At 70.9% G+C, this 20298-nt stretch carries 18 protein-coding genes and 1 tRNA gene; 4 read left to right on the top strand and 15 right to left on the bottom strand.

The window, feature by feature from the left end; translation table 11 throughout:
- Positions 1-3 precede the first annotated feature (3 nt).
- Positions 4-672: an L-threonylcarbamoyladenylate synthase gene (locus ABD951_RS06240; RefSeq protein ID WP_345342899.1), complete on the bottom strand. Its 669-nt coding sequence runs from the start codon at positions 670-672 to the stop codon at positions 4-6.
- 51 nt (positions 673-723) lie between these two features.
- Complete coding sequence (gene prmC / locus ABD951_RS06235) at positions 724-1623, bottom strand: peptide chain release factor N(5)-glutamine methyltransferase (protein WP_345342898.1); 900 nt, start codon at positions 1621-1623, stop codon at positions 724-726.
- Positions 1624-1734: 111 nt separating this feature from the next.
- On the opposite strand from prmC, the gene ABD951_RS06230 reads away from it, so the two are divergent.
- A complete protein-coding gene (locus tag ABD951_RS06230) occupies positions 1735-2181 on the top strand; it encodes a hypothetical protein (protein ID WP_345342897.1) in 447 nt (148 codons plus the stop codon).
- Between the two features lie 28 nt (positions 2182-2209).
- Here the strand turns inward: ABD951_RS06230 and prfA are convergent, their stop codons facing one another.
- The 8 genes from prfA to argS all read right to left on the bottom strand — a co-directional run bounded on the left by prfA (position 2210) and on the right by argS (position 12742).
- Positions 2210-3289: a peptide chain release factor 1 gene (gene prfA / locus ABD951_RS06225; RefSeq protein WP_345342896.1), complete on the bottom strand. Its 1080-nt coding sequence runs from the start codon at positions 3287-3289 to the stop codon at positions 2210-2212.
- Positions 3290-3403: 114 nt separating this feature from the next.
- Positions 3404-3637 (bottom strand): 50S ribosomal protein L31, encoded by a 234-nt coding sequence (gene rpmE, locus ABD951_RS06220; protein ID WP_345342895.1) that lies wholly within the window; start codon positions 3635-3637, stop codon positions 3404-3406.
- 229 nt (positions 3638-3866) lie between these two features.
- On the bottom strand, positions 3867-5885 hold the full coding sequence (gene rho, locus ABD951_RS06215) for a transcription termination factor Rho (protein ID WP_345342894.1): 2019 nt from the start codon (positions 5883-5885) through the stop codon (positions 3867-3869).
- A gap of 434 nt (positions 5886-6319) precedes the next feature.
- Positions 6320-7252 carry a homoserine kinase gene (gene thrB / locus ABD951_RS06210; RefSeq protein WP_345342893.1) on the bottom strand — a complete coding sequence of 311 codons (933 nt, stop codon included), beginning with the start codon at positions 7250-7252 and terminating at the stop codon, positions 6320-6322.
- A gap of 29 nt (positions 7253-7281) precedes the next feature.
- Positions 7282-8367 (bottom strand): threonine synthase, encoded by a 1086-nt coding sequence (gene thrC / locus ABD951_RS06205; RefSeq protein ID WP_345342892.1) that lies wholly within the window; start codon positions 8365-8367, stop codon positions 7282-7284.
- The gene (locus ABD951_RS06200) at positions 8360-9673 is read right to left on the bottom strand and encodes a homoserine dehydrogenase (protein WP_345342891.1); all 1314 of its coding nucleotides are present in this window, start codon (positions 9671-9673) and stop codon (positions 8360-8362) included. Before ABD951_RS06200 ends, thrC begins: the two co-directional genes overlap by 8 nt.
- Entirely contained in the window at positions 9666-11093 is a 1428-nt protein-coding gene (gene lysA, locus ABD951_RS06195) for a diaminopimelate decarboxylase (protein ID WP_345342890.1), read from the bottom strand. The genes ABD951_RS06200 and lysA overlap by 8 nt, the downstream gene beginning before the upstream one ends.
- Complete coding sequence (gene argS / locus ABD951_RS06190) at positions 11090-12742, bottom strand: arginine--tRNA ligase (RefSeq protein WP_345342889.1); 1653 nt, start codon at positions 12740-12742, stop codon at positions 11090-11092. Before argS ends, lysA begins: the two co-directional genes overlap by 4 nt.
- 133 nt (positions 12743-12875) lie before the next feature.
- On the opposite strand from argS, the gene ABD951_RS06185 reads away from it, so the two are divergent.
- From ABD951_RS06185 to ABD951_RS06175, 3 genes are all read left to right on the top strand, one after another.
- Positions 12876-13742 carry a thioredoxin-like domain-containing protein gene (locus tag ABD951_RS06185; RefSeq protein WP_345342888.1) on the top strand — a complete coding sequence of 289 codons (867 nt, stop codon included), beginning with the start codon at positions 12876-12878 and terminating at the stop codon, positions 13740-13742.
- A 1-nt stretch (position 13743) separates the two neighbouring features.
- Positions 13744-14496 carry a DUF305 domain-containing protein gene (locus tag ABD951_RS06180; protein WP_345342887.1) on the top strand — a complete coding sequence of 251 codons (753 nt, stop codon included), beginning with the start codon at positions 13744-13746 and terminating at the stop codon, positions 14494-14496.
- Between the two features lie 145 nt (positions 14497-14641).
- Positions 14642-14714, top strand: a tRNA-Arg gene (locus tag ABD951_RS06175).
- Between the two features lie 86 nt (positions 14715-14800).
- Here the strand turns inward: ABD951_RS06175 and ABD951_RS06170 are convergent.
- From ABD951_RS06170 to cysD, 5 genes are all read right to left on the bottom strand, one after another.
- Positions 14801-15169: a limonene-1,2-epoxide hydrolase family protein gene (locus ABD951_RS06170; protein WP_345342886.1), complete on the bottom strand. Its 369-nt coding sequence runs from the start codon at positions 15167-15169 to the stop codon at positions 14801-14803.
- Positions 15170-15209: 40 nt separating this feature from the next.
- Complete coding sequence (locus tag ABD951_RS06165) at positions 15210-16259, bottom strand: TIGR03617 family F420-dependent LLM class oxidoreductase (protein WP_345342885.1); 1050 nt, start codon at positions 16257-16259, stop codon at positions 15210-15212.
- Between the two features lie 64 nt (positions 16260-16323).
- Positions 16324-17463, bottom strand: coding sequence for a 3'(2'),5'-bisphosphate nucleotidase CysQ (locus ABD951_RS06160; RefSeq protein WP_345342884.1), 1140 nt, complete (start codon positions 17461-17463; stop codon positions 16324-16326).
- On the bottom strand, positions 17460-19331 hold the full coding sequence (cysC, locus tag ABD951_RS06155; protein ID WP_345342883.1) for an adenylyl-sulfate kinase: 1872 nt from the start codon (positions 19329-19331) through the stop codon (positions 17460-17462). The genes ABD951_RS06160 and cysC overlap by 4 nt, the downstream gene beginning before the upstream one ends.
- On the bottom strand, positions 19331-20272 hold the full coding sequence (gene cysD, locus ABD951_RS06150) for a sulfate adenylyltransferase subunit CysD (RefSeq protein ID WP_345342882.1): 942 nt from the start codon (positions 20270-20272) through the stop codon (positions 19331-19333). The genes cysC and cysD overlap by 1 nt, the downstream gene beginning before the upstream one ends.
- Positions 20273-20298 lie beyond the last annotated feature (26 nt).

Below are 20298 nucleotides of genomic sequence, written 5' to 3'. Positions count from 1 at the left end.
TGCTCATCCCCGCGCTCCGCCGGCGAGCAGACTCTCGGCCGTCACGCCGAGCACCTCGGCGACGGAGGCCGTCGGGACCGCCCCCTCCCGCAGGATCCGTGGGGCGTCGGAGGTCAGGTCGACGATCGTCGACGCGACGGCGTGTTCGGCCCGGCCACCGTCGAGATAGACGCTGGCGGACCCGCCGAGCTGGCTGCGCGCCTCCTCGGCGGTGGCCGCCGGCGCGTGGCCGGAGATGTTCGCACTGGACACCGCGAGTGGACCGACCTCGCGGAGCAGTTCCAGCGCGACCGGATGCAGCGGCATCCGCAGCATCACCGTGCCGCGGGTGTCTCCCAGGTCCCAGGCCAGCGAAGGCGCCTGCTGCACAACGAGACTCAGGCCACCGGGCCAGAACGCCCGGATCAGTTCCCGGGCCTCGGGCCGGACGGTGAACACCAGGCCGTCGATCGTGTTCCACGAGCCGACGAGCACCGGCACCGGCATGTCCCGGCCCCGGCCCTTGGCCTGCAGGAGGCTCGCCACGGCCTCGCCGTCGAAGGCGTTGGCGGCCAGGCCGTACAGGGTGTCGGTCGGGACGACCACCAGCCGGCCGGCCTTGAGGGCGTTGGTGGCGGCCCGGATTCCGGCCTCGCGGGTCTCGGGTTGTCCGCAGTCGTAGACGATGCTCACCTGTCCATCCTTTCACCCGGCCCGCAGCGCCGGTTCCGCCACCACCGACAGTCAGGCCCGTCGCGCCGCTTCGGCCTCGGTCGCGACCCGCCGCGCGACGACGAACCGGGGCTTGCCTGCCAGATCCGGGTGTTCGGCGACCTCGCCGAACACGCGACGTTCCCGCAGCAGCGTGGCGACCTGGCCGCCGTTGCTGTCGTCGTGCTCGATCGCCAACGCTCCCCCGATCCGCAGCCAGCGCGCGATGTTGGAGATCATCGGCGTGATGACCGACAGCCCGTCGGCCCCGCCGAACAGCGCCGACGCGGGGTCGTGGTCGGCGACCTCGGGGTCGAGAAACGCGTCTTCGGGAACGTACGGCGGGTTCGACACCACGAGATCGACACCGCCTTCGAGCTCGGTCAGCAGCGAGCGATCGGTCACGTCGCCGTGGTGGAGCCGGATCGGGGTGTCACCCTGACCGGCGAGCGTGTCGGCGTTCCGCCGGGCCCACGCGAGCGCCTTCGGTTCCAGCTCGACCGCGTGCACCACCGCGTCCGGCCTGGCGTGCGCGATCGCGAGCGCCAGTGCACCCGACCCCGTGCACAGGTCCATCACGACCGGCGGGCGCGTCGAGACGTCCGCGAGCACGGCCAGCGCCCACGCGAGCAGCAGCTCGGTCTCGGGGCGCGGCACGAACACGCCCGGTCCGACGGCCAGCTCGATCTCCCCCATCACCGCGACCCCGGTGATGTGCTGCAACGGGATCCGCTTCGCACGCTGGTCGACGAGCGACCGGTACCGGTCGATCACCTCGGCGTCGACCAGCGGCACCAGGCCGAGCCGGGTGCGTTCGACGCCGACCACGTGGGCGGCGAGCAGTTCCGCGTCGGTCCGCGGACTGGGCACGCCCGCGGCCTCGAGGAGTCGGGTGGCATCGAGGATCGCCAGGCGCAGCGGTTGTCGGCTCACCCGCTCAGCCTGCCACGCCCTCACGAACCGGACACGCACAGGTCACGAAGTCCGCCGGCGACCGGATGGGTGGATACGGTCGGTTGGTCGGGACAACGGAAAGGAATCCCCATGAACGTGCAAAGATTCGCCTTCCGCGCCACCGCCTCGGCCGCACTCGCCTGCGCAGCCGTTCTCGCCGCGCCCGCACTCGCGGCCGCCGCTCCGATCGACGTCCAGCCGACTCCGCTGTTCCGCGCGGACGGCATCGCCCCGGTCCAGTCGCTCACCCACGTGGATCAGGCCGTGATCGAGCCGGACGACCTGCTGTTCGTCGTCGCCGAGCAGGGCAGGTCCGGTCCGGACGTCAACTGGGTCAACGTGAACACCGGCGAGCCCGGCGCGGCCAGGATGGCACCCGCCGACGGCCTGGACAAGGCGCCCGCGGTGCTGGTCGAACCCGAGGGCGGGACCGTCGTCTCGGCGGTCTGGGGCATGTACGAGAACGCCAAGGGCCAGACGTGCGTCCTGTTGCCGGGCATCGACGTCGCCCAGCCGGCCGGCGAGCCCGACGACTGACCCGTCGCCGGGCCGGGCTCGCCCGCGATCACTCCGCGGCGAGCCGGGCCTCCCGGTCCGCCTTGCCGAGCGCGTCGAGCAGCGCGTCGAGATCGCCGTCGAGGACCGCGTCGAGGTTGTGCGACTTGAACCCGATGCGGTGATCGGTGATCCGGTTCTCGGGGAAGTTGTAGGTGCGGATCCGTTCGGACCGGTCCACGGTGCGGACCTGGCTGGCGCGGCCCGCCGACGCCTCGGCCTCGGCGGCCTCCTCCGCGGCGGCCTGCAGCCGCGCCGCGAGCACCTGCATCGCGCGGGCCTTGTTCTGCAGCTGGGACCGCTCGTTCTGACAGGTCACGACGATGCCGGTCGGCAGGTGGGTGATCCGGACCGCGGAGTCGGTGGTGTTGACGCCCTGGCCGCCCTTGCCGGACGAGCGGTACACGTCGATACGCAGGTCGCCCTCGTCGATCTGCACTTCCTCGACCTCGTCGGGTTCCGGGTAGATCAGGACACCGGCAGCGGACGTGTGCACCCGGCCCTGCGACTCGGTCACCGGGACGCGCTGCACGCGGTGCACGCCGCCCTCGAACTTGAACCGCGCCCAGACGCCGTCACGGGTGTCGCCCTTCGACTTGATCGACAGGGTCGCGTCCTTGTACCCGCCGAGGTCGGAGATCGTGGCGTCGAGGATCTCGACGCGCCAGCCGTGCCGCTCCGCGTAGCGGACGTACATGCGGGCCAGGTCGGACGCGAACAGCGCGGACTCCTCGCCACCCTCCCCGGACTTGAGCTCGAGCACCACGTCGTCGCCGTCGTGCGGGTCGCGCGGCGCGAGCAGGTCGGTCAGGGCGACGTCCAGCTCGGCGACCCGCGCCTCGAGGTCGGGCAGCTCGGCCGCGAAACCCGAGTCGTCGGCGGCGAGTTCGCGCGCGGCCTCGAGGTCCTCGCGCGCGGCCAGCAGCTTGACGTGGGTCGCCATGATCGGAGCAAGTTCGGCGAAACGCTTGCCCACCCTCCGGGCGGCCGCCGGGTCGTTGTGCAGCGACGGATCCGCCAGCTGCAGTTCCAGGCCGGCGTGTTCGGCCAGAATGTCGTCGATGGCCGACGGCTGCGTCGTGCCCGCCATGATTCGCTCCAGGGTCGAGAATGTGCGTAATGGGTTGCCGGGCGCCGGGCGCCGGGCTGCAAAAAAGCCGACGCCCGGCCTGCAAGGAGCACAGGACGGGCGTCGGCCAGGGCGCTAGCTGTCGGCTGCGGCCTTCTTGGGGGCGCGCTTGCCGTAGCGGGCCTCGAAGCGGGCGACGCGTCCACCGGTGTCGAGGATCTTCTGCTTGCCCGTGTAGAACGGGTGGCACTGCGAGCAGACCTCGACGGTGATCCGGCCGCTCTGCGCGGTGCTCCGGGTCTCGAAGGTGTTGCCGCAACCGCAGACGACGGTGGTCGCCACGTATTCGGGGTGAATTCCTGCCTTCATGGTGTCCCTTTCAGTGGTCGCCGGGTCGACTTCGCCGATCGAAGTCGTGAACCGGAACCGGACATGGTCGTGCCGCACCGGCGGATGCCGGTGGCGCGTTCGTCGATTCTGCCAGAGGCCGCCGACGTATTCCTAAACGGCCCCGGCGGCGAATCTGTTCCCGCGCTCCGGGCCTGTGAGTGCATTTCGCCCCGACCGGGGTGAAATGCACTCACAGACGAAGCCGCTGCTAGTCGTCGCCGATCGCGCCGGGCGCGGTCTTGGTGACCTGCATCAGGAACTCGACGTTGCTCTTCGACTTCTTCAGCCGGTCGATCAGCAGGTCGATCGCCTGGTGCGAGTCGAGGCCCGACAGCACCCGCCGCAGCTTGTGCACGACCGCGAACTCGTCGGGGCTCATCAGCAGCTCGTCCTTGCGGGTACCGGACGGGTTGACGTCGACCGCCGGGAACACCCGCCGCTCGGCGATCTTCCGGTCGAGCTTGAGCTCGGCGTTGCCGGTGCCCTTGAACTCCTCGAAGATCACGGTGTCACCGGTCGAACCGGTCTCGACCATCGCGGTCGCGATGATCGTGAGCGAACCGCCGTTCTCGATGTTGCGCGCCGCACCGAGGAATCGCTTCGGCGGGTACAGCGCCGTCGAGTCGACACCACCGGACAGGATGCGCCCCGACGCCGGCGACGAGTTGTTGTAGGCGCGGCCGAGCCGGGTGATCGAGTCGAGCAGCACGACGACGTCGCGACCGTTCTCGACGAGTCGCTTGGCCCGCTCGATCGCCAACTCGGCGACGGAGGTGTGATCTGACGGCGGCCGGTCGAAGGTGGAGGCGATCACCTCACCCTTGACCGAACGCTGCATGTCGGTGACCTCTTCGGGTCGCTCGTCGACCAGCACGACCATCAGGTAGCACTCGGGGTTGTTGATGGCGATCGCGTTCGCGATGTCCTGCAGCACCGTCGTCTTACCGGCCTTCGGCGGCGACACGATCAACGCGCGCTGCCCCTTGCCGATCGGCATGATCAGGTCGATCACGCGGGTGGTCAGGATGTTCGGCGCGGTCTCCAGACGCAGTCGCTGGTTCGGGTACAGCGGCGTCAGCTTGTTGAACTCGGGGCGCCGCTTGGCCGCCTCGATGTCGCCGCCGTTCACGGTGTCGATGCGCACGAGCGGGTTGAACTTCTGCCGCTGGTTGCCGCCGCCCTCGCCCTCGCGGGGCACCCGGACCGCACCGGTGATCGCGTCACCGCGACGCAGACCGTTCTTGCGGATCAGGTTCATCGACACGTAGACGTCGTTCGGCCCGGCCAGGTAGCCGGAGGTGCGCACGAACGCGTAGTTGTCGAGGACGTCGAGGATGCCGGCGACCGGCTGCAGGACGTCGTCCTCGCGGATCTCGACCTCGCCACCGCCACCGCCCTCACCGCGGTCGCGTCCACGGCGACGCTCGCGGAAGCGGCGACCCCGCCGACCGCGACCCTCGCCGTCCTCGTCGCCACGGCCGTCGCGACCCTCGCCGCGCGGCCCGTTGCCGCCCTGCGCACGGTCCGACTGGCCACGCTCGTCCTGGCCACGCTCCTGGCTCCCGCGGCCGCCCTGGCCACGCTCGCCCTGGCCACGCTCTTCCTGGCCACGGTCCTGGTTGCCGCGGCCGCCCTGGCCACGTTCCCGGCGCGGCCGTTCGCCGCCCTGTTCCTGGCGGCCGGACTGGCGTTCCTCGGTGGACTCGGTCGTGTCGGCCTGCTCACCGGTCCGCGACGCACCGCGGCGCTGGCGGCCCCGGCGGCCGGTCTGCTCGCCCTCGGCGGTGCCGCCGTCACCGGCGGTCTGCTCGCGGGTGGTCTCGGCAGCGGGGGCCTCGGCCTTCACGGCCGGGGCCTCGGTCTTGGCGGGCGCCTCGGTCTTCGCGGCCGGAGCCTCGGCCTTCGCGGCCGGGGCGTCGGTCTTGGCGGGCGCCTCGGTCTTGGCGGACTTCGCGGGGGCGCCGCCGGCCTGCCGCTCCTTGATCGCGGCGATCAAGTCGCCCTTGCGCATGCCGGACGTGCCCTTGATGCCCAGCTCACCGGCCAGTGCACGCAGTTCGGCGAGCACCATGCCGGAGAGGCCGGAGCCGCGACGCGCGTCGGCGCGCTTGGTCGCGGCGGCGACGGCGGGGTCCGTCGCTGAGGTCTGTGAAGCGCCGCTCGGGCTCGACGCGGTGGACACCGCAGAGTCGAGCACAGAAGTGGCGATCAGGTCCGTATCGGTCACGGATGTCCTTTCCTTCCCTCGCCCGCGCGGCGCTGAGTCGAGGGTTCGTCCCGCAGCTCAATTACTGAACTCGGATGTGCCGGACATGTTTCGGGAAATGTCGGGCCGTCCACCCGCTTCCGCACTCAGGCGTCTTCTCCGAGCCGAAACCTCGAGCGCCGATTTCTCGAACACGGGAGGGTCCGGCGGATAACACGCAATCCGGGACTCGGGGGGCGGTTCCGTGATTTCCGAGCTTCGCGACCGAAAGGAAATCCGATCGGGAGACTCCAGATTTCGGGAGTGATTGCCCTGACAGAGCACCGGCGACTGATACGCACGATGGGCGAACGCCCTCAGGATAGCCGTGAACGCGAATACGGGCAAGAACAACCCAGCGGTGTGGCGGAGCACACCGCTGGGTTGTGGCCACCGGAGCATCAGGCAGGGCGCGGTCAGGACACGCGAACCCCGTCGGCCACGTCGAGGTCCAACACTCGCAATCCCTCGGCCTCGGCGGCGGTTCGCAGATCTGCCGGGAACGGTTCGGTGGTCAGCGCCAGCACGGTCGGACCGGCGCCGGAGACCACCGCGGCGATTCCGCGCTCCCGCAGGGCGGACACCCAGCGGGTGGTCACGGGCAGCGCGGACGCGCGCTGACCCTGGTGCAACCGGTCCTCGGTCGCGGTCAGCAGCAGGTCGGGGCGCGACGTGAGCGCCACCACCGCGAGCGCTCCCCTGCTGACGTTGAACGCCGCGTCGGCGTGCGGCACCCGCTCGGGCAGCAGCCCGCGGGTGTGCGCGGTCGCGGACCGCTCCTCGGGCACCAGGACGACGACCCGGATGCTCGGGTGCACGGTCAGGCGGACGGCACCGTAGCGGCGCGGGGACACCTCGTCGGCCGGGTCCTCGCTCCAGGAGACGACCGCACCACCGAGAACGCTGGCGGACGCGTTGTCGGGGTGTCCCTCGAACTCGGACGACAACTGCACCAACTGTGCATCACTCAGCGTCAGCGACGGGTCGAGCCGGGCAACGAGCCCGTTCGCGGCGGCGAGCCCACCGACCGCGGCCGACGCGGACGACCCGAGGCCACGCGAGTGCGGAATGACGTTGCGACACACGACGTCCAGACCACCCGCCCAGACACCCGCGGCCTCGAGGCCACGCTCGATCGCCCGGACCACGAGGTGGGAAGGACCCCACGGCACGTCCTCGGCACCCTGCCCCTCGACCCGAACCGTCAGGCCGGACTCGGTTGTGGTGACGGTGATCTCGTCGTACAGACCCAGCGCCATGCCCAGGGTGTCGAATCCCGGGCCGAGGTTGGCCGTGGACGCGGGCACCCGCGCCGTCACGGTCAAGCCTGCCGGCAACGTCCGAGTCATCGCTGTGCCGCCGATTCTCTGCGCAGTCACTACACCAGCTCGAGCGCCGAGGCCACGGCCACGGGGTCGACCGGAATCGGCTGGACGGCAGGCATTCCCAGCAGGGCGGTGTCGGGGTCCTTGAGACCGTTGCCGGTGACGGTGCACACGACGGTCTGGCCGCGGTCGAGCCAGCCCTCCGCGTGCGCCGCGAGCAGCCCCGCGACGGAGGCCGCCGACGCGGGCTCGACGAAGACGCCCTCGGTCGCGGCGATCAGCCGGTAGGCGGCGAGGATCTCCTCGTCGGTCGCGGCGCGGAACACACCGTTCGACTCCTCCTTGGCACGCACCGCGCCCTCCCAGGACGCGGGAGCGCCGATCCGGATGGCGGTCGCGATGGTCTCCGGGTCCTTGACCGGCGCACCGTGGACGAGCGGGGCCGCGCCGGCGGCCTGCACACCGAGCATCCGCGGACGCGACGAGCTGACGCCGTCCGCCTGGTACTCGGAGTAGCCCTTCCAGTACGCGGTGATGTTGCCGGCGTTGCCGACGGGCAGGGCGTGGATGTCGGGGGCCTTGCCCAGGGCGTCGACGATCTCGAACGCCGCGGTCTTCTGTCCCTCGATGCGGACCGGGTTCACCGAGTTGACCAGACCGATGGTCGGGAACTCGGCGGTGGTCTTGCGGGCGAGTTCGAGGCAGTCGTCGAAGTTGCCCTGCACCTGAATGATCTTGGCGCCGTGCATCACCGCCTGGGCGAGCTTGCCCATCGCGATCTTGCCCTGCGGGACGAGCACCGCGCAGGTCATCTTCGCGACCGCGGCGTACGCGGCGGCCGACGCCGAGGTGTTGCCGGTGGACGCGCAGAGCACCGCCCGCTGGCCGCGGGCCAGCGCGTCGGTGACGGCCATCGTCATGCCGCGGTCCTTGAACGACCCGGTCGGGTTGAGGCCCTCGACCTTGAGGTACACCTCGCACCCGGTCAGCTCGGAGAGGTGGCCGGCGGGCAGGAGCGGGGTGCCGCCCTCCCGGAGCGTGATCGTCTTCCAGTTCTCGCCGATCGGGAGCCGATCCCGGTACGCCTCGATCAGCCCCGGCCAGGGCGTGTGAACGGGGGTGTGCTGAGGGCTATTCACTGGAACCTTCCAATCGGAGAACGCTGGTGACCGCGGTGACGAAGTCGAGTTTGCCAAGGGATGCAACGGTTTCGGACAGGGCCGCGTCGGTCGCGCGGTGCGTGACGACGATCAGCCGGGCCCCGTCGCCCGCGCCCTCCTGCCGCACCGTGGAGATCGACACGCCGTGCTGGGCGAACTCCGCCGCGACCGCGGACAGCACCCCGGCACGGTCCGCGACCTGCATGTTGACGTAGTAGCGGGTGGGGATCTCGCCGATCGGCGCGATCGCCAGTGCGGCGTACGCCGACTCACGCGGACCCCGGCCACCGTTGACCTTGTTCCGGGCGGCCATCACGACGTCGCCCATGACCGCGGAGGCGGTCGGGGCACCGCCGGCGCCCTGGCCGTAGAACATCAGCCGGCCCGCCGCCTCGGCCTCGACGACGACCGCGTTGAACGCCCCGTTCACCGATGCGAGCGGGTGGTCCAGCGGCACCAGCGACGGGTACACGCGGGCCGAGACCCGCTCGGTGCCGTCGGCGCCGACGATCCGCTCGCAGATCGACAGCAGCTTGACGGTGCAGTCCAGCGACTTGGCCGCCTCGAGGTCGGCGGCGGTGATCGACGAGATGCCCTCGCGGTACACGTCGGCGGCCGTCACCCTGGTGTGGAACGCGATCGACGCGAGGATCGCGGCCTTGGCGGCCGCGTCGAAGCCCTCGACGTCGGCGGTCGGGTCGGCTTCGGCGTATCCGAGCCGGCCGGCCTCGGCGAGGGTGTCGGCGTAGTCCGCGCCGGTCTCGTCCATCGCGGAGAGGATGAAGTTGGTGGTGCCGTTGACGATCCCGGCGACCTTGTTGACGCGATCGCCGGCGAGCGACTGCGTGAGCGGCCGGATCACCGGGATGGCGCCGGCGACGGCGGCCTCGAAGTACAGGTCCGCACCCCGCCGCTCGGCGGCCTCGGCCAGCTCGCCGGTGTACTCGGCCAGCAGCGCCTTGTTGGCGGTGACGACCGACTTGCCGGAGTTCAGCGCGGCCAGGATCAGCTTGCGCGGAACCTCGATGCCGCCGATGACCTCCACGACGATGTCGACGTCGTCGCGGGCGACCAGCGAGTCGGCGTCCGTCGTCAGCAACTCGGCGGCGACGCCCCGATCACCGTCGATCCGCCGGACCGCGACACCCCGCAGCACCATCGGCGCGCCGATCCGGGACTCCAGATCGCGAGCGTGGTCGCGAATGATCCGGACCACCTCGCTGCCGACGTTGCCGAGGCCGAGGACCGCGACGCCGATCTCGGCGGCGGCGCTGCGTTCAGTCATGTTCCTGTACCTCCAAGCTGAGCAGATCTGCCACGGTCTCCCTACGCAGTACGAGTCGGGGCTTCCCGTCCCGGACCGCGACCACTGCGGGCCGGGTGAGCAGGTTGTAGCGGCTGGACATCGAATAGCAGTACGCGCCGGTGGCGGCGACCGCAAGCAGGTCCCCGGCATCGACGTCGTCGGGCAGCCAGGTGTCACGGATGACGATGTCACCGCTCTCGCAGTGCTTGCCCACCACCCGCGCGACGACCGGCTCGGCCCGACTGTCCCGCGAGACCAGCCGGCAATCGTATTCGGCCTGGTACAGCGCGGTCCGGATATTGTCGCTCATTCCGCCGTCGACGCTGACGTATCGGCGAGATGCGTTGCCGTCGAGGCGGACGTCCTTGATGGTGCCGACCTCGTAGAGCGTCACCGTCCCCGGTCCGGCGATCGCCCGGCCCGGCTCGACCATCAGGGTCGGCACCGGCAACCCGGCCGCGGCCGACTCGGTGGCGACGATGTTCGCGAGCTTCGCGGCCAGGTCGTCGACCGGCGGCGGGTCGTCGCTGTCGAGGTACGAGATGCCCAGGCCACCACCGAGGTCGATGACGTTCACCTGCGACGTCTTCGCGGCGCCGAACTCGTCGACGATCCGCCGGAGCAGGCCGATCACCCGGTGCGCGGCCAGTTCGAAGCCGTCGACGTCGAAGATCTGCGATCCGATGTGGCTGTGCAGGCCGACGAGCCGGAGGTTGTCGGTCTCGAACACCCGGCGGACCGCGTCGAGCGCGGCCCCGCCCGACAGCGAGAAGCCGAACTTCTGGTCCTCGTGTGCGGTCGCGATGAACTCGTGGGTGTGCGCTTCGACGCCGACCGTGATGCGGATCAGCACCTCCTGCACGACCCCGAGTTCGGCGGCGACCGCGTCCAGGCGGTCGATCTCCTGCATCGAGTCCAGGACGACGTGCCCGACCCCGGCGGACACCGCCTCACGCAGTTCGGCGCGGGACTTGTTGTTCCCGTGCATCGTGATTCGTTCGGCGGGGAAACCGCCGTGCAACGCGACGGCCAGCTCGCCCCCCGAGGCGACGTCCATCGACAGGCCCTCGTCCGCCACCCAGCGGGCGATCTCGCTGGACAGGAACGCCTTGGACGCGTAGTGCACCCGTTCGGGGGAACCGAAGGCCCGGGCCATGTCGCGGCAGCGGGACCGGAAGTCGTCCTCGTCGATCACGAACAGCGGCGTGCCGTACTGCTCGGCGAGTTCGGTGACCGGGACGCCGGCGAGACGCACGACGCCGTCGGCACCGCGGGACGCGCCGCGCGGCCACACCGCGGCCGGCAGCGCGGTCATCTGCGCGGGCTCGGTCGGGCGGGGCGGCAGGCCCGGTGCGTGCGCGAGTTCCGCGTGCCGGGGACCGGCGGGGTGCGCGCTCACATCCGCTCCGGTGCGCCGACGCCGAGCAGGCCGAGACCGTTGGCGAGGACCTGACGGGTGGCACCGCACAGCGCCAGCCGGGCGGTGTGCAGGTCCCCGGCGGGCTCGTCGCCCTGCGGGAGCACCCGGCAGTCGGTGTAGAAGCGGTGGTAGGTGCCGGCCAGCTCCTCGAGGTAGCGCGCCACCCGGTGCGGCTCCCGCAGGTCAGCGGCCGTGGCCACCACCTTCGGGAAGTCGCCGATGGTGCGGATGAGGTCGCCCTCCCGCTCGTGGGTGAGCAACTCGAGCTTCGGGTCGTCCGAGGACAGGCCGAGGTCGGCGGCGTTGCGCGCGAGCGAGGCGAGCCGAGCGTGCGCGTACTGCACGTAGTACACCGGGTTCTCGCTCGTCGTGCTGGCCCACAGCTCCAGGTCGATGTCCAGGCTCGAGTCCACCGACGAGCGGATCATCGCGTAGCGGGCGGCGTCGACACCGATCGCCTCGACCAGGTCGTCCAGCGTGATCACGGTGCCGGCGCGCTTGCTCATCTTCACCGCGACGCCGTCGCGGACCAGGTTGACCATCTGCCCGATCAGCACCTCGACGGTCGCCGGGTCGTCGCCGAACGCGGCCGCGGCGGCCTTCAGGCGGCCGATGTAGCCGTGGTGGTCGGCGCCGAGCATGTAGATGCACAGGTCGAAGCCGCGGGCACGCTTGTCCTGGAAGTACGCGATGTCGCCGGCGATGTAGGCGGCGTTGCCGTCGGACTTGATGACGACGCGGTCCTTGTCGTCACCGAAGTCGGTGCTCTTGAGCCACCACGCGCCGTCCTCCTCGTAGAGATTTCCGCTGGCCTTGAGGGTGGCGACGGACTTCTCCACCGCGCCGGACTCGAACAGCGAGTTCTCGTGGAAGTAGACGTCGAAGTCGGTGCCGAACTCGTGCAGGGTCCGCTTGATGTGGTCGAACATCAGGGCGACACCGATCGAGCGGAACACCTCCTGCTGCTCGTCGGCGGACAGCTCCAGGGCGTCGGGCCGCTGCCGCACGACCTCGGCGGCGATGTCGACGATGTAGTCGCCGGCGTAACCGTCCGCCGGGGTCGGCTCGCCCGCGGCGGACGCGATCAGCGACCGCGCGAACCGGTCGATCTGGGCACCGTGGTCGTTGAAGTAGTACTCCCGCGTGACGTCGGCGCCCTGCGCGGCGAGGATGCGCCCGAGGGCGTCGCCGACCGCGGCCCAGCGGGTGCCGCCGAGGTGGATCGGGCCGGTCGGGTTCGCCGAGACGAACTCGAGGTTGATCCGCCTGCCGGCCGCCGCGGTCGAGCTTCCGTAGCTCTGACCTGCTTCGATGGCCTTCGCGACGATGGCGCCCTGCGCGGCGGCGGCGAGCCGGATGTTCAGGAAGCCGGGACCCGCGACCTCGGCGGAGTCGATGCCGTCGGTGGCGGTCAGCGCCTCGGCGAGCCAGGTCGCCAGCTCGCGCGGGTTGGCCCCGGCCTTCTTGCCGACCTGCATCGCGACGTTGCTGGCGTAGTCGCCGTGTTCGGGGTTTCGCGGACGCTCGACCGTCAGCGTCGCGGGCAGGACGGCGGCGTCGAGTCCGTGGTCGGTGAGGACCTTCGCGGCGGTACCGCGGAGGAGTTCGGCAAGGTCGGCGGGAGTCACAGGTGTTCATCCTATGGTCTGCCCGTTCAAAGGCTGCGCTCAGGCACGGAACGTACAGTGGTGCGACCACGGGACCACCCGCGCACGCATGGTCCATCCACCGACAGCCCACCCATCGAAAGAGCACCCACAGATGCCCAGCGGTTCGGATAATCGCGGCGCACGCAGCAGCGCCAAGTCTGCCAAGGCGATCAAAGCAGCCAACAAGAGCTCCGGCGGCGCCCGCAAGGGCGGACTGCCCAAGCAGCGGCAGATTCCCTGGCTGACGATCGGCGCGGCGGTCGCCGTCATCGCCCTGATCGCGCTGCTCGCGGTCAACCTGGTGCCCAAGTACCAGAACAAGGCCGAGGCCGACAAGTACGCCCCGAGCGCCTCGAACCCCGATCCGTCGACGAGCATCGAGGGCGTCGTCAAGATCGACTACCCGGCCGCGCTGCACGTGTCGTCGTCCCAGCGGGTGGCGTACGACCAGACCCCGCCGTTCGGCGGCCCGCACGACGCGACCTGGGCGACCTGCACCGGCGTGGTGTACCCGAACGCGATCCGCACCGAGAACGCGGTGCACTCGCTCGAGCACGGCGCCGTCTGGATCGCGTACAACCCCGACAAGGTGTCGGACGCCGATCGTCAGGCGCTGGCCGACCGTGTCGACGGCAAGTCGTACATGCTGATGTCGCCGTACCCGGGCATGGACTCGCCGATCGCCGTGCAGAGCTGGGGCCACCAGCTGAAGGTCGACAGCGCCGACGACCCGCGGATCAACCAGTTCGTCGCCGCGCTGCGGCTGAACAACTTCGGCGCCTACCCGGAGAAGGGCGCGAGCTGCTCGACGATCCCGGGCGCCTTCGACCCGGACAACCCGCCGGCGTTCGACCCCACTCCCCCCGGCCCGGGCGCGGTGTCGATGGACGGCAAGGGCCTGACCCCCGACACGTCCGAGTCCGGCGCCGGCGCCGGCGCCGGACTGCCGATGGCCCCGCAGCCGGCCCCGGGCAGCTGACGTGACGGACACCGACTCGGGCACCGGCCCCCGCGCGGCGGGTGACCAGGGCAGCACGCGCAGTCAGCGCACCGCCCTGGCGATCCTCGGCCTGATCGCGGCGATCGCGGTCGGGTTCGGCCTGGGGTTCCTCGCCAACCAGTTCCTGCACGACGACACCGCCACCCCGGCGGCGGGATCGGTGGACGTCGGGTTCGCGCAGGACATGACCGTGCACCACAACCAGGCCGTCGAGATGGCCGCGATCGCGATCGCCAACGCGTCGGATCCGATGGTGCGCGACCTCGCCTACGACATCCTGACCACGCAGCAGAACCAGATCGGCCAGATGACCGGCTGGCTGTCGCTGTGGGACCAGCCGTTGCTGCCGACCGGCGAGTACATGACGTGGATGACCGAGGACGGCGGCCACGGATCGGCGGGCCACGCCGGCATGAACCACGGCGCGACCGGCGAGGCCACCACCTCGCCGGCTCCTGCGTCGTCGGCTCCGGCGATGCCGGGCATGGCCACCTCCGACGAGATGGCGGCGCTGCGGCAGGCCCGCGGTCCGGCGGCGGACGTGCTGTTCCTGCAGTTGATGCTGCGCCACCACGAGGGCGGGCTCCCGATGATGCAGTACGGCGCACAGCACGCCGACGTGCAGACCGTCCGCGATCTCGCGCAGACGATGGTCGACACCCAGCAGAGCGAGTCGCACCGGATGATGCAGCTGCTCACCGAGAAGGGCGCGGCCCCGCTCCCGATGAACTAGGGCGGTGAAGGAGTTCGGCGGCGCCCGCGGGCCCGGAAGCCGCCGCCGAACTCCTCTTCTGCGCAGGTCAGCGGTGCGAATATGGATTCCGGGGTGGCATGCGCTACGCTAAGCCAGCCCAACCGGCACGCCGAGTTTTCGGCGCGCCCCCGTAGCTCAGGGGATAGAGCGTTCGCCTCCGGAGCGAAAGGTCGCAGGTTCGAATCCTGCCGGGGGCACTCGCATTTCGAGTGCGCCACAGCATAGAAGGAAGCCCCGGTCGACGATGTCGACCGGGGCTTCTTTTCTGTCCGCGACGAGGCGGTCAGCCGCCCAGTGCGGCCAGGGGCGCCATGTCGAAGTAGTCCCGCCAGCCGGCGATCTTCCCGTCCTCGGTGATCTCGAAGACACCCATCACCGGGAGTTCGATCGTGGTGCCGCCCATCGTGAAGACGTCGGTCCGCTCGTTCATCACCACCGACCCGTTCGACGTCTGGTGGTGGACGCGGAAGTCGATGCCGCCGAACTGCCCGATGAATCCGCCCAGGAAGTCCCGGATCGCGGCCTTGCCGACGACCGGCTCCATCGGAATGTTGTGGTACACGGCGTCTTCCGTGAAGTACGCGGTGAGGGTGTCGGCGTCGGCGTCGGCCCAGCGGGCGCAGAACTCGGTGACGACGGCGTCAGGGTTCATGGTCTCTCCTCGAGTGTGATTCCTGGATCGAACGACGATCTCATGCGGGCTCGCCGCCGGACGGCGACTCGCGCAGCCGCGCCACCACGCGCGCCATCTGCCCGTCCTGCGCGGCGTCCGTCGGCAGCGCGAGCGTGACGCCGTCGACGAGCCCGCCGACGCGGCCCCGGACGGCGTCGGCGAGCTCCGCGTAGCGAGCGGTCGGCAGCAGCGCCGCGAGGACGTCGTCGGTGACGACGTCCGCCAGCGCCGACCACGAATCGTCCCGCACCATCGACGCGAGCGGCTGCTGCAGGTGCCCGAGGCCCACGCTGTCGAGGCCGCGCCGGTACGCCGGGGTCGAGTACAGGAAGGCGAATTGGCGGCGCTGACGCTCACGCTCGCGAGCGAGATCGGCCTCGGTGTCACCGGTGATCACCTGGACGCCCGCGATCACGTCGAGGTCGCCTCGACCGCGGCCCGCCGACGCCGCGCCCGTGGCCAGGGCAGGCAGTGTGTCCTCGGCGAGGCATCGGGGACTCGAGTTCGTCGGATGCGCGAGGTAGCCGTCGGCCACCTCCCCGGCGGCCCGGCACATCCGGGCGCCCACGCCGCCGAGGTACACCGGCGGCTCCGGCGGCGCGGGGCGGCCGTCGAACGGGTTGAAGTACGGCTGCATGCGCGTGAACCGGTAGTGCTCGCCCTCGAACGGCACGAGCTCCCCGCTGCGGAAGGTCGCGAACGCCGCCCGGACCACGTGCACGTACTCGCGCATCCGCCCGGCCGGCTCGGACCACGGCATCGCGTACCGCTGCTCGACGTTCTGCCGGATCTGGCTGCCCAGCCCGAGGTGGAACCGTCCCCCCGAGACGCGCGCGAGATCCCATGCGGTGTAGGCGGTCAGCACCGGGCTGCGGACGAACGCCAGAGCGACCGAGGTCCGCACCACGATCCGCGACGTCGCCTGCAGGGCGGCCGCCGCGAGCAGGAACGGGTCGTGCAGGGTCTCGGAGACGTGCATCCCGTCGTAGCCGGCCGCCTCGACGCGGCGCGCGTGGTCCGCGATCTCGGCCGGCCCGAGCCGGGGGTCGGTGTTCGCGTACACCCTCACCGCGCGCCCCGCTCCCCCGGATGAACGGACGCGGTCGGTCGATCGGATCGACCGAATGATCCGCTCATGCGGGCCGCACGACGGGCTCGATGATCGCGGTGATGGCGGTGATCTCGGCGCCGGGCACCGCGAAGTGTTCGGTCAGCGCGACCGTGTGGGTGTGCTCGCCGACCGCCATGTCGAGCAGGAAGCGGGCGACGACGTCGGTCCCGAACTCCGCGAAGGTCAGGTTCCGGATGCCGGTCAGCGGCAGGTACTGAGCTCCGGTTTCCAGCTCCCGGACGATCTCGGGCCCGGAATCGCCGGTCCGCGTTCCGTTCTCGACGCGGAAGCAGTCCGCGGCGAGGCGCACCTTGCTCGCGTCGTGGCTGAGCAGGGACGCGAGGTACTCGCGGACCATCGCGACCCGGGGCGTGTCCCGGAGCGTGCCGGTCAGCTCCGCGATTCCGGCCAGCAGGGGCGGAGCGAGATCGGGACGGCAGATCAGCAGATCCGGCAGGTACGGGTGGGCCTCGTTGTAGACCAGTGGGCTGCCGTCGATCCGGGAGCAGTGCAGCCCGGCGGCGAGCGCGACGCCGACGGGCGCCGCCGAGTCCCACTCCCACTGTCCCCCGGCGTGCACGTAGGCGTCGGCGTCCCCGCGGAGCACCGCCATCGCCTTCGCCCCGGCGGATCCCATCGGATCCGCGTCACCGCCGATCCGCTCCGCGAGCGGCGCGACGAACTCGGGCGGGCGGCTGTCGCTCACCAGGATGCGCGGGCGTTCGCGCTCGCCGATCGCGGCGGTCGCGGTGTCGCTGCGGTACACGCGACCGAGCGCCGGTTGCGCGACCGCGGCGGCGGTGATGCCGGCGCCCCGTTCCCACAGCGCGACGTGCACCGCCCAGTCGGTGCGCCCGGGCAGGCCGTACTCACGGGAGCCGTCGAGCGGGTCGATGATCCACACCCGGTCGGCGCCACGCCGCGAGCCCTCGTCCGAGGACTCCTCGGACAGCACCGCGTCGGCGGGGCGGTGCTGGTCGAGCATCCGCAGCAGCAGGGCGTTGGCCTCCTTGTCGCCGCGCCGGCTCAACTCGCGCGCGGCACCGGACGGGAGGGGGTTCGGCCCCAGTTCACGCGCGCGCAGCTCCAGGAGCAGATCACCGGCGCGAGCGGCCATCTCGGCCGCGAGCTGGGCGTCGTCGAGTTCGTGGTCGGTGCTCATCGGGTCAGATACTCCATGATCGCTGCGGCCTGTGCGACCGGATTCCCGTCCTCCGGCCGGAGTACGAGTTCGGCGTGGTCGGGTCGCTCGTAGGGGTCGTCGATCCCGGTGAACCCGGTGATCTCCCCGGCGCGGGCACGCGCGTACATGCCCTTGGGATCGCGGGCCTCGCACTGCTCGAGCGGGGTGTCGACGAACACCTCGACGAACCGCAGGCCTGCGGCGTCGTGCGCCGCCCGCACCCGGTCCCGGTCCGCCCGGTACGGACTGATCAGCGACGCGACCGCGACGACCCCGGCATCGGCGAGCAACTGCGCGACCGCGCCGACGCGGCGCACGTTCTCGGCCCGGTCGGCGGCACCGAAGCCGAGGTCGGCGTTCAGCCCGTGCCGCAGGTTGTCGCCGTCGAGCCGGTAGGCCGGGATCCCTGCCGCGACGAGCCGGCGTTCGAGTTCGACCGCGACCGTGGACTTTCCGGACGCCGACAGTCCGGTCAGCCAGACGGTGGCGCCGCGGGTCGCCCGCTCCTCCCGGTTGATCGCCGAGGCGTGCCAGACGACCTTCGACTCCTTGAGCGTCGGACCGGTGATCATGCCTGCGGCGACGGTGTTGCCGGTCGTCTCGTCGATCAGGATGAAGCTGCCGGTGACGCGGTTGCGGCGGTACGGGTCGAACAGCAGCGGCTGCTGGGTCCGCAGCTGGATTCGTCCGATCTCGTTGAGCGACAGCGACTGCGCGGACTCGTCGCGGTGCAGGGTGTTGACGTCGAGGCGGTAGTCGAGCCGGACCACCTGCGCCCGGGTCGAGCGGGTGGTGTGCAACAACGAGTACCGGCCGTGTGCGGAGAGTTCCGACTGTCCGGTGAGCCAGCAGACCATCGCGTCGATCTCCTGGCCGACCAGGGGCCGGTTGTTCGGCCGGCACAGGGTGTCGCCGCGGGCGATGTCGAGGTTGTCAGCGAGCTGGATGCAGACCGCGGACGACGCGAACGCCTCGTCGACGCGCCGGCCGCCCGGGCCGTGGATCGCCGCGATCCGGGTGGTGAACCCGGACGGCAGCGCGACCACCTCGTCACCCGGTTTGAACACGCCGCTGGCGACGGTGCCCGCGTAGCCGCGGAAGTCGTGCAGGTCGGCGTCGGTCTGACGCTGCGGGCGGATCACGTACTGGACCGGGAACCGGGCGTCGATCAGATTGCGGTCGGAGGAGACGTGCACCTCCTCGAGCAGGTGCAGCAGCGACGAGCCGTCGTACCAGGGCATGTTCTCGGTGCGGGTCGCGACGTTGTCGCCGGTCAGCGCCGACACCGGGACGAACGTCAGGTCGTGGACGTCGAGCTTGGCCGCGAACCGCCGGAAGTCCTCGCAGATGTCCTCGAACCGGTCCTGCGACCAGTCGACCAGGTCCATCTTGTTGACGCACACCACGAGGTGCGGGATCCCGAGCAGCGTGGACAGGAAGGCATGCCGGCGGGTCTGCTCGACGATGCCGTTCCGGGCGTCGACGAGGATCAGTGCCAGGTCCGCGGTCGAGGCGCCGGTGACCATGTTGCGGGTGTACTGCTCGTGCCCGGGCGTGTCGGCGATGATGAACTTGCGTCGCGGCGTGGCGAAATAGCGGTGCGCGACGTCGATCGTGATGCCCTGTTCGCGTTCGGCGCGCAGCCCGTCGGTGAGCAGCGCGAGGTTCGCGCGCTCCTCGCCGCGTTCGCGGCTGCTGCGTTCGACGGCCTCGAGCTGGTCCTCGAAGATCGACTTGGAGTCGTACAGCAGTCGCCCGATCAGCGTCGACTTGCCGTCGTCGACCGATCCTGCGGTCGCGACCCGCAGCAGCTGCAGGGTGTGTCCGGAGCTCGGGTGCGCGGCCATCAGAAGTACCCCTCCTTCTTGCGATCCTCCATGCCGGCCTCGGAGATCCGGTCGTCGGCGCGGGTGGCACCGCGTTCGGTGATCCGACTGGCGGCGACCTCGGTGACGACGGCGTCCGCGGTGGCGGCGGAGGACTCGACGCAGCCGGTGCACGTCGCGTCGCCGACGGTGCGGAACCGCACCAGCTCCTCGTACGGCTCCTCACCCGGCAACAGGGTCAGGAACCTGGTGTGTGCCAGCAGCATTCCGTCCCGGGCCACGACCGGTCGGCGGTGTGCGTAGTAGATGGACGGCAGCTCGATGCGCTCGTCGGCGATGTACTGCCAGATGTCGAGTTCGGTCCAGTTCGACAGCGGGAACACCCGGATGTGCTCGCCCTTGCGATGCTTGCCGTTGTACAGGTGCCACAGTTCGGGTCGCTGTCCGCGCGGGTCCCACTGCCCGAACTCGTCGCGGAAGCTGAACACCCGCTCTTTCGCGCGGGCCTTCTCCTCGTCCCGCCGGGCGCCGCCGAACACCGCATCGAACCCGCCCTCGCGGATGCCGCGCAGCAGGGTCTGGGTCTGCAGGCGGTTCCGGCTGGCCCGGGGTCCGGTGTCCTCGACGACGCGACCGGCGTCGAGGTCGTCCTGCACGCTCGCGACGACCAGGCGCAGTCCGAGCCGCTCGACGACGGTGTCGCGGAACTCGATCACCTCGTCGAAGTTGTGCCCGGTGTCGACGTGCATCACCGCGAAGGGCAGCGGCGCCGGCCAGAACGCCTTGGCCGCCACGTGCAGCATCACCACCGAGTCCTTGCCGCCGGAGAACAGCAGCACGGGGCGCTCGAAGGTGGCCGCGACCTCGCGGAAGACGTGCACCGCCTCGGCTTCGAGCGCACCGAGGTGGGAGAGCTCGTAGCCGGGCGGCGAGGACGGGACGGGCGGCGACGGTGCGGTCATCGGGGCTCCGGTTTCAACATCCCAAG

The sequence above is a fragment of the Rhodococcus olei genome (genome assembly GCF_039540555.1).
Classification (GTDB): Bacteria; Actinomycetota; Actinomycetes; order Mycobacteriales; family Mycobacteriaceae; genus Rhodococcus_G; species Rhodococcus_G olei.
Note: the sequence above shows the minus strand (reverse complement) of the source record. Positions and strands in the feature narration are given on the sequence as shown.